The 8,062-nt window shown below is 73.1% G+C and carries 8 protein-coding genes; 4 read left to right on the top strand and 4 right to left on the bottom strand.

Annotated elements, in window-relative coordinates; all coding sequences use genetic code 11:
• Positions 1-110 precede the first annotated feature (110 nt).
• The 4 genes from ACFWFR_RS14900 to ACFWFR_RS14885 all read right to left on the bottom strand — a co-directional run bounded on the left by ACFWFR_RS14900 (position 111) and on the right by ACFWFR_RS14885 (position 4,164).
• Positions 111-1,250 carry a VanZ family protein gene (locus ACFWFR_RS14900; RefSeq protein ID WP_377623467.1) on the bottom strand — a complete coding sequence of 380 codons (1,140 nt, stop codon included), beginning with the start codon at positions 1,248-1,250 and terminating at the stop codon, positions 111-113.
• Between the two features lie 80 nt (positions 1,251-1,330).
• On the bottom strand, positions 1,331-3,004 hold the full coding sequence (locus tag ACFWFR_RS14895; RefSeq protein WP_377623466.1) for a mechanosensitive ion channel family protein: 1,674 nt from the start codon (positions 3,002-3,004) through the stop codon (positions 1,331-1,333).
• An 80-nt stretch (positions 3,005-3,084) separates the two neighbouring features.
• Positions 3,085-3,681: an antibiotic biosynthesis monooxygenase gene (locus tag ACFWFR_RS14890; protein ID WP_377623465.1), complete on the bottom strand. Its 597-nt coding sequence runs from the start codon at positions 3,679-3,681 to the stop codon at positions 3,085-3,087.
• 123 nt (positions 3,682-3,804) lie between these two features.
• On the bottom strand, positions 3,805-4,164 hold the full coding sequence (locus ACFWFR_RS14885; RefSeq protein WP_377623464.1) for an iron chaperone: 360 nt from the start codon (positions 4,162-4,164) through the stop codon (positions 3,805-3,807).
• 153 nt (positions 4,165-4,317) lie between these two features.
• On the opposite strand from ACFWFR_RS14885, the gene ACFWFR_RS14880 reads away from it, so the two are divergent.
• The 4 genes from ACFWFR_RS14880 (at position 4,318) to ACFWFR_RS14865 (ending at position 7,982) form a co-directional block, all read left to right on the top strand.
• Entirely contained in the window at positions 4,318-4,767 is a 450-nt protein-coding gene (locus tag ACFWFR_RS14880) for a hypothetical protein (RefSeq protein WP_191805676.1), read from the top strand.
• A gap of 206 nt (positions 4,768-4,973) precedes the next feature.
• Positions 4,974-6,245: a threonine/serine exporter ThrE family protein gene (locus ACFWFR_RS14875; protein ID WP_377623463.1), complete on the top strand. Its 1,272-nt coding sequence runs from the start codon at positions 4,974-4,976 to the stop codon at positions 6,243-6,245.
• Between the two features lie 289 nt (positions 6,246-6,534).
• A complete protein-coding gene (locus ACFWFR_RS14870; protein WP_377618110.1) occupies positions 6,535-6,663 on the top strand; it encodes a hypothetical protein in 129 nt (42 codons plus the stop codon).
• Entirely contained in the window at positions 6,663-7,982 is a 1,320-nt protein-coding gene (locus ACFWFR_RS14865; protein ID WP_377623462.1) for a M15 family metallopeptidase, read from the top strand. The genes ACFWFR_RS14870 and ACFWFR_RS14865 overlap by 1 nt, the downstream gene beginning before the upstream one ends.
• The last annotated feature ends 80 nt before the right edge of the window (positions 7,983-8,062 follow it).

Below are 8,062 nucleotides of genomic sequence, written 5' to 3'. Positions count from 1 at the left end.
GTGAGTAGATGCCCCTGGATCACCCGATCTGGGGGCATCTACTCACTTCTCGGCGGGCACGGCGGGCGCGGCGCTCACGGGTGGGCGCGGCAGGCTCAGGCTCAGCGGCGTCAGCTCCGCGCGTCGACCATCCTGGCCCCCGACACGACTCCCGACAGCCCCCGCCGGTCGCGGGTGAACAGGACCGAGACGACCGCCACGAAGGCGACGAGACCTCCCAGGGGCGCTGCGACGTCGGGCACGAGACCACCGCCCGGGACCTCCGCCAGGACCAGGCACGCTCCCCACAGCCCGCCCGACGCGAAGCCGCGCACCGCACGGCGGACCGTGGTCCCACGGCCCAGCCCGTCGGGTCCGACCGCCCCCGCCGCGGCGTCGGCCGTCCAGCGCGGCTCGAGCCACATCGCCCGCTGCCCCCACGACGCCCCGCTGCCCAGGAACGGGGGCACGAACAGGACCAGCACCACGGGCACCACGGTGCCGAGCACGACGTCGATCCCGTCCGACCCCAGCGGGATCTCCTGGCCCGTCACCACGAGCACGATCCGGTAGGACAGCACCAGCACGGTCCCGACGACCGAGACCAGCACCGCGTCGAGCAGCATGCCCAGCCAGCGCCGCCACACCGTGACCGGACGCGGGACCCCACGCTGCGCCGCGAGGTCGGTCGACCGCGGCATCCAGCGCAGGACGACCGGGGCGATCAGCGCACCGACCAGCCCTCCGAGCGTGTTGGTCAGGAGGTCGTCGACGTCGGCCAGCCGGTACGAGCACGGGATGAGGCCGTAGATGCCCGTGCCCTGCGTGGTCTCGATGAACAGCGACGCGGCGAACGCCGAGAGCACCGTGAGCGGCAGCCGCCACCCGAAGAACCGGCGCACCAGCACGCCCCACGGGATGAACAGGACGACGTTGAACACCGTCTGCAGCACGGCCGGGCTGCGCAGGCGGGCCGCGGTGCTCATGCCCGCGGTGTCCCGGCGGATGTCGTCGACGAACTGGAAGGGGTTGAGCTGGGGACCCGAGAACCCGTGCTGCGCGCACCACTGCGCCAGGTCGCCCGACGGCAGCGGCAGGAGCGTGTACGCGACGAGCGCGACCCCGTAGACCGCGACCGCAGCCGACCCGAGCAGGCGCAACCAGCTCAGCCGCCCGTACCGGCGGTACTGCCACACCACGACGGGCAGCAGGATCAACAGGAAGACGACGAGGCCGCCGATCACTCCCACGTACGCGGGCCAGGTCCACATGCTCACGTCGAGACCCTAGTCAGCGATGCTCACCGCGTCGCGGCGGGTCGGGGTCGCGTGCGTCACGCCCCGGCCCTGCCTCAGGCGTCGCCGTCGTGGCCGCCGTCGTCGTGCGACTCGCCGCGGCCCAGGTCGCGGCCGTGGTCGCGCGTCCGGTCGAGACCTCTGTCGCGGCCTGCCTCGGCTGGCCCGACGGCGTTCGCCGGGTCGCCCCCGCTCCCCGTGCCGTCCTCCAGCGTGTAGGAGCCCTCGGTGTCCCCCTCGTCCTCGATCCGGTGTCTCTCGGCCGTCTCCTCGCGCTCGTCGATCACGTCCTGCCCAGGTCCCGCGAACGCCTTGGAACGCTCGACCCCCTCGGCCGTCCCGCTGAAGAACGCCGACTCGGACGCGCCCCCGGGCTGGTCCTCGGGGCCCGCGTCGGCCGCACCCCCCGGCGCGGCCGCGAGCTCGGCCTCGACGGGAGACATGACGCGCGTCTCGACGACGTCCTGCGGTGCGCCGACCGTCCCGATCACCCGTGTCTGGTCGTGCACCGAGACGCGCCGCGTCGCGGGCCGGGTGGAGAGCGGCGGCTGCCCCGGGATGCCCGGCCCCACGGGGATCGCGGGAGGCAGGTGCACCGCGGGCTCGGGCTTCTCCGGGCTCGGGATCCCCGGCTGGGCGGCCGCGCCCCCGGGCGCGACGTCCGGGTCCTCGCTGATGCGCCCCTCCTCGACCCCCTCGAAGCGCGTGCGGGGCAGCGAGTCGGCGCTCGACCGCTGGAGCCACTCGACGAGCCCTTCCCGCACGAAGCACCGCAGGTCGAACAGGGTCGGGGCGTCGCGCGCGCTCACGAGCGCTCGGACCCGCACCACGCCGTTGATCGCGTCGGTCACCTGGAGGATGCCGACGCGCTGGTCCCACAGGTCGGTGTGCGCGAGGAGCCGCTTGAGCTCGGCGCGCATGGCGCCGAACGGGACCCGGAAGTCGAGGTCGAGCTCGACCGTGCCGAGCAGGTCCGCGGCCCGACGCGTCCAGTTCTGGAACGGGGTCGTGGTGAAGTAGGTGCACGGCATGATGAGGCGCCGGTCGTCCCACAGGTGCACCACGACGTACGTCATGGTGATCTCCTCGATCCGGCCCCACTCACCCTCGAGGACCACGACGTCGTCGACCCTGATCCCGTCCGTGAACGCGATCTGCATGCCCGCGAACACGTTCGCGAGCGAGGTCTGCGCCGCGAGGCCCGCGACGATCGAGATGACGCCGGCCGACGCCAGGATGCTCGCCCCGGCGGCACGGGCCGCCGGGAAGGTCAGGAGCACCGCGGCGATCGCGCAGATGACGATGACCGCGACCGTGAGCCTCCGCACCACGATGATCTGGGTGCGGATGCGGCGCGCGTGCCGGTTGTCGACCACGTCGACCCGGAACCGCTTGAGCGCGCTGTCCTCGAGCACGAACGCGAGAGCGCCCACCCACCACGCGCCGGCCGCGATGAGCAGGACCAGGAGCAGGTGCTCGACCGCGGCCCGCCACTCGACGGTCGGGGGCGTCGTGACCCGCACCGCGATCCACACGGCCACGACCATGAGGACCGCCCGGTCCGGCCGGCGCAGCCGCCGCGAGATGTCGCGGGCGAGCTGGCTGCGCCTCCCGATCCGGTTCACCACCGCGGAGATGATCGTGCCCAGCACGAACGCCGCCACGAGCGCTCCCGCGACGGCGGCCAGGGTCAGGGCGACGTCCGTCGCGTTCTCGATCTCCTCGTCCATCCGTCCACGCTAGGCGCGCGGGCTGCGCGGCGCCTGGACAGGCGCTGTGCGCGCGCAGGTCCGGGGCCCGCGGACGCGTCTCAGCGCGCCAGCCACGGTGCCAGACGGCGGGTCACCCACGGCAGCACGGCGTACGTCATGATCGGGGTCAGCACGAGCGTCGTCACGAGCACCCTGGGGAGCACGGGCAGCTCGCCGAAGCTCGGGACGGCCCAGGACATGAGGAGCGTGAAGGCGAGGTTCACGGGGAAGAACCCGAGCCAGATGCTCACCGACTGCTTCCACCGGGCCGGCGCACGCTCGGCGCTGATCTGCGGCTCGTCGACGCGGGCAGGGGCGTCGAACCAGCCCTCGATGCCCGTCCGGCGCTCGACTCGCTGCTCCTCGACGAGGCCCTGCCCCTCCCGGAGCCACGCGACGCGCTCGGGCGAGGAGTCCCAGGCGTCGAGCGTCGACTCGTCGGCGAAGCGGTAGAGCATGTGCCAGTCGTGCGAGTCCTTCGCCGCGCGCACCCAGCCGGACCCGAGGAACCCGGGATAGGTGTTGGCCATGTTGACGCCGGCCTGGACCCAGCGGGTCGCGTCCGGGACGAGGTCGGGGTGGATGCGGCGGTGGATGGAGACGGTGACGGGTCGGTCCGGGGATCGCCCGGCCGTGCCCGCGGAAGGAACGGTCATGAGGGCGAGTACACGGCTCCCGAGTTTCCGAGGTGTGAACTCGGGCCGTCCTGGGACGGCCGGTCCCGACAGATGGACGCACGCACACCTGGTGGGTGCCCCGGACGGGCTCCCCGGTCCCGGCTAGGCCGAGGCGCCGTGCTGGTCGAGCAGGCGCCGCGAGACCGTCTCGATCACGCCGTACGGCACCGGTTCCTTGAGCAGGAACTTGAGCGTCCCCTTGGACGCCCGGTACGGGGCGACCAGACGCTCGAAGTCCTCGTCGCCGTCGGGCACGGGGTACAGGCTCACGTGGTGCTTCCACCCCGCGAAGTACACGATGACGCGCCCCTGCGCCGTCACGGCGGGGATCTGGTAGCTGATCTTCTCGCCCGCGTCGGGCACGACCCGATGGATCGTCCGGCGCATCTCCCGCAGGACCTCCTGGGTCTGGGGCGGGAACGAGCCGATGTACTCGTCGACGGTCGCGAACGTCCCGGACATGCCTGCCTCCCCGAGCCGACCCCCACCGGGTGCGGAGGTTCTCCCCCTACTGTCCCGCGCGAGCGTGCGACCGGCCTGCGGTAGGTCGCTCCCGCGGTGTACGTGCGTCGCTCTCGACGCGCCGGTCCGCGCGGCCCCGCCCATACTGGCCAGATGATCTCCTGGGACCTGGCGCTGGCCCTCCGCGAGGCGGGGGTCCGCTGGCACCCTGCCTCGGGAGACCGCTTCCGGCTCCTCGGGGTCGGGCCCGAGGGCGACGTCTTCACCGTGAGCGACATGACGATCGAGCCCCACGAGTTCGACACCGGGGTCGTCCTCGGGTTCAACGGCACCACCGAGTGGGCGCTCGACTCCGTGGCCCTCGAGGACGCCCTGTGGCACCCCCTCGAGTCCCAGCTCCGCTCGCTGCTCGGCGGGACCTTTCGCTGGCTCCAGCGTTTCGTCGAGGACGACGACGCCCCCGCCTACCTCGTCGAGATCGAGCTCGCCGGGCGCAAGGTCGCGTTCCGCGGGCACGACCCGGCCGACGCCTACGGCGAGGCGCTCCTGCACCTCGTGATGGCGTCGTCGGGCCCTGATGCCGGACGCGAGGTGGCGACCTGACCACCGGGACGTCTCCACCCGTGGAGGCGGACGACGGGTCGTCGGTCGAGCCCCCGCCGCCCGGGACGGAGGAGAGCGCACCGACCGCAGTTCCGAGCCCCGCTCCAGGTCCTCCCGCGGAGCCCGGCTCCGCGAAGCCCCCGGCTCCGCACCGGAGGCCACCCCTGCTCGCCGGTCTCCGACGGGCGCCGGCGACCTTCCGGCGGGTGCTCCAGGCGCTCGGCAACCAGAGCCCGCCCGAGGAGCAGTCGGACGTCCCCGAGATCTCGCCCGACCTCGTCCCGCTCCTGCGCGAGCTCGGGCGGGCCATGCTCGACTCAGGGCAGTCGGTCAACGACGCGCAGGACGTCCTGGAGCAGGTCGCCGACCTGCACGGCGCGCACACCGTGCAGACCCTGGTGCTGCCGACGTGCGTGTTCATCCGGGCGCAGACCGCCTCGGGAGTCGTCACCGACTTCACCGACGCCGCGGGGAGCGGCCTGAACCTCGACCAGATCGGCGCCCTCTACGGCGTGATCCGCAGGCTGCGCGCCCAGTCGATCGAGCTCGCCGACGCCCGCGCCGAGCTGCGCGCGATCCGGCGACGACCTCCGCGCTTCGGCGCCGTGCTCACGATCGTCGGGCACGCGATCCTGACGCTGGGGTTCGGGCTCATCCTCAACCCGACCCTCGACCTGCTGCCCGTCTTCCTGGTGCTGGGGCTCGGCGTCGGGATCCTGCGCTGGCTCGCTGCCCGCTGGCCCACGCTCAGCACGGCCCTGCCCGTCGTCGCGGCGTTCCTCGTGACGGTCGTCGCGATCCAGGTGATCCAGCCGTGGCTCGGGGACAGCCCCCTGCAGGTCCTCGTCCCGCCGCTCATCAGCTTTCTGCCCGGCTCCGTGCTCACGGTCGCCGCGATCGAGCTGACCAGCAACCAGATCGTGTCGGGAGCGAGCAGGCTCCTGTACGGGATCGCGCAGCTCCTCCTGCTGGTCTTCGGCGTCGTCGCGGGTGCGGCGGTCGCGGGGGACCTGATCGCCGGGCACAGCGGTGAGCGGCTGGGCTGGTGGGCCCCGTGGGTGGGGATCGTCATGGTGGGCCTCGGGCAGATGCTCTTCTCCTCGACGCCGCGCCGGAGCCTGCCCTGGGTGCTCGTGGTCCTGTTCGCGGCCTACGCGGCACAGCTGGGCGGGTCCTTCGTCGCCCCCGAGATCTCCGGCTTCTTCGGGGCGCTCGTGATCGTGCCGCTCGCGACGCTCGTCGAGCGCACCCGCACGGGCCCGCCCGCGATCGTCACGACCCTCCCGGCGTTCTGGCTCCTCGTCCCCGGTGCGCTGAGCTTCCTGGGGCTGTCCGAGCTCGTGGCAGGAGACACGGGGTCGGTGTCCGACATCGCCAACGCGGTCGTCGCCGTCTTCGCGATCGCGCTGGGCATGCTCGTGGGAACGGCGCTGACTCGCGACGCGAGACGCGTCGGTCGTACCTTCTTCACCGAATAGGCCCAGCCCCGGCACACCATCACCAGCGGATCCTTGCTCATCGACGCCAGGCCGGTCACAAACGTAGTTGAAGATGGAACGAGTTGGCAGGCACCGAGGACCGTCCTCGCATCCCATCTGCCGACGCACCGCGGCTCCCACGTCATCCGGACGCGCCGCGCCCCAGGCTGCTGAGGCCCAGAACGATCCCCGTCACCGCGACGGCACGGTACGGCGTCGAGCACCCGCTCGACAGCCGCAGTGCGCACGCGGTCCGGCCTCGGCCCGACGAACGGAACCCCGGAACATCGTGACAACTGCATCATTCAGCTCTGCCGCGCCCCTCGCGCGCCGCTCGACCCGGAACACCGACCACCTCACCACGCACCTCCTCGACGTCGCCGACCGACCCGCCGCCGACGCGGGAGGTGACCGCTGATGGGCAAGCACTCCCAGCGGCACTTCGCCGCCTCCCTGCCCGGCCGCTCGTTCAAGCGACGCTCGCCGTTCGCGGTCGCCGCCGCCCTCGCAGCGGTCGCCATCAGCACGACCGCCGGCGCGGCCAGCCTGGTCACGTCGTCGGGCACCTCCGAGGCCGCCTCGACCGCGAGCGCCTCGGCCCCGGCCGTCGCGAGCGTCGCGGGTGCGACCGCGTCCACCCCTGAGGAGCAGGCCGCGCTCGACGCCGCGAGCACCGAGCTCGTCCGCGCCGAGTTCCTCGCCGGCGAAGGCGCGTCGACCCTCACGCCCGACCACCTCGCGCAGATCACCACGACCCGCGACCAGCTCCGCCAGCTCGTGAGCGCCGCGACGACCGCGGACGCCGACCAGGCGTCGACGACCGAGGCCGAGCAGGCATCGTCGGTGGACGCGGCCACGAGCACCACGCTCGACGCAGCAGGCGCCGACGACACGCTCGACGGTCGCGACACGTTCCGTGCGAGCCGCGCTGGTGCCGAGGGTCGCGAGGCCCTCACGACCGCCGACACCACGGCAGCAGCCACCGACGAGACCCCGTCGGAGGCCGCCCTCGCGGACGCCGCGGCGGGCGAGACGGCAGCCACCCCGGCTGCCGAGGAGTCCACCGGGACGCCCGCCGAGGCCCCCGCCGCGGCCGCCGGCACGCCGACGACCGCCCAGGTCGTCCCCTCGGTCGCCGAGATCGACGCTGCGACGACGGCCCTGCGCGGACTGCTCGACGCGACCGCGGTCGCCGTGGCGGTCGAGCCCGCTCCCCCGACGGCCGAGGAGATCGCCGCCCAGCAGGCCGCCGAGCGTGCAGCCCTGGAGCAGCAGCAGGCGGCCGAGCGTGCAGCCATGGCACAGCAGCTCGCCGCCTGGGCCGCCAGCACCGCCGGGTACGCCAACGGGACCATCCCGGCGAACCTCCTGTGCGCACCGAGCTTCGCTCCCGGTGAGCTCGTGCGCTGCGACGCCGCGTACCAGCTCGAGCAGCTCAACAAGGCCTATGTCGCAGCGTTCGGCACGAACATCACGGTGACCTCGTCGTACCGCTCGTACGCCTCCCAGGTCGCCGTGAAGGCCCAGAAGGGCTTCCTCGCGGCGGCCCCGGGGACGTCGAACCACGGCATGGCCCAGGCGCTCGACCTGGGTGGCGGCATCAGCAGCTTCGGCAGCGCGCAGTACAGCTGGATGCGTGCGAACGCCCCGGCGTACGGCTGGGAGAACCCCGAGTGGGCACGCCAGGGCGGCTCCAAGCCCGAGGCCTGGCACTGGGAGTACGGCGTCACGTACTGACCCGCTGCACCGGGCACGGAGTGCACCGGACCGCACCACCTCAGAGCACAGCACCGCCGAGGGCGGGCACCGGACACCGG

The organism is Oerskovia sp. NPDC060287, from assembly GCF_042726775.1.
In the GTDB taxonomy this organism is placed as follows: domain Bacteria; phylum Actinomycetota; class Actinomycetes; order Actinomycetales; family Cellulomonadaceae; genus Oerskovia; species Oerskovia merdavium.
Note: the sequence above shows the minus strand (reverse complement) of the source record. Positions and strands in the feature narration are given on the sequence as shown.

What these genes read in the sequence shown, in the direction of transcription:
- ACFWFR_RS14890 (WP_377623465.1), bottom strand. Translation starts at nt 3,681, where the DNA reads ATGACCGTTCCTTCCGCGGGCACGGCCGGGCGATCCCCGGACCGACCC.
- ACFWFR_RS14865 (WP_377623462.1), top strand. Translation starts at nt 6,663, where the DNA reads ATGGGCAAGCACTCCCAGCGGCACTTCGCCGCCTCCCTGCCCGGCCGC.
- ACFWFR_RS14900 (WP_377623467.1), bottom strand. Translation starts at nt 1,250, where the DNA reads ATGTGGACCTGGCCCGCGTACGTGGGAGTGATCGGCGGCCTCGTCGTC.
- ACFWFR_RS14895 (WP_377623466.1), bottom strand. Translation starts at nt 3,004, where the DNA reads ATGGACGAGGAGATCGAGAACGCGACGGACGTCGCCCTGACCCTGGCC.
- ACFWFR_RS14880 (WP_191805676.1), top strand. Translation starts at nt 4,318, where the DNA reads ATGATCTCCTGGGACCTGGCGCTGGCCCTCCGCGAGGCGGGGGTCCGC.
- ACFWFR_RS14885 (WP_377623464.1), bottom strand. Translation starts at nt 4,164, where the DNA reads ATGTCCGGGACGTTCGCGACCGTCGACGAGTACATCGGCTCGTTCCCG.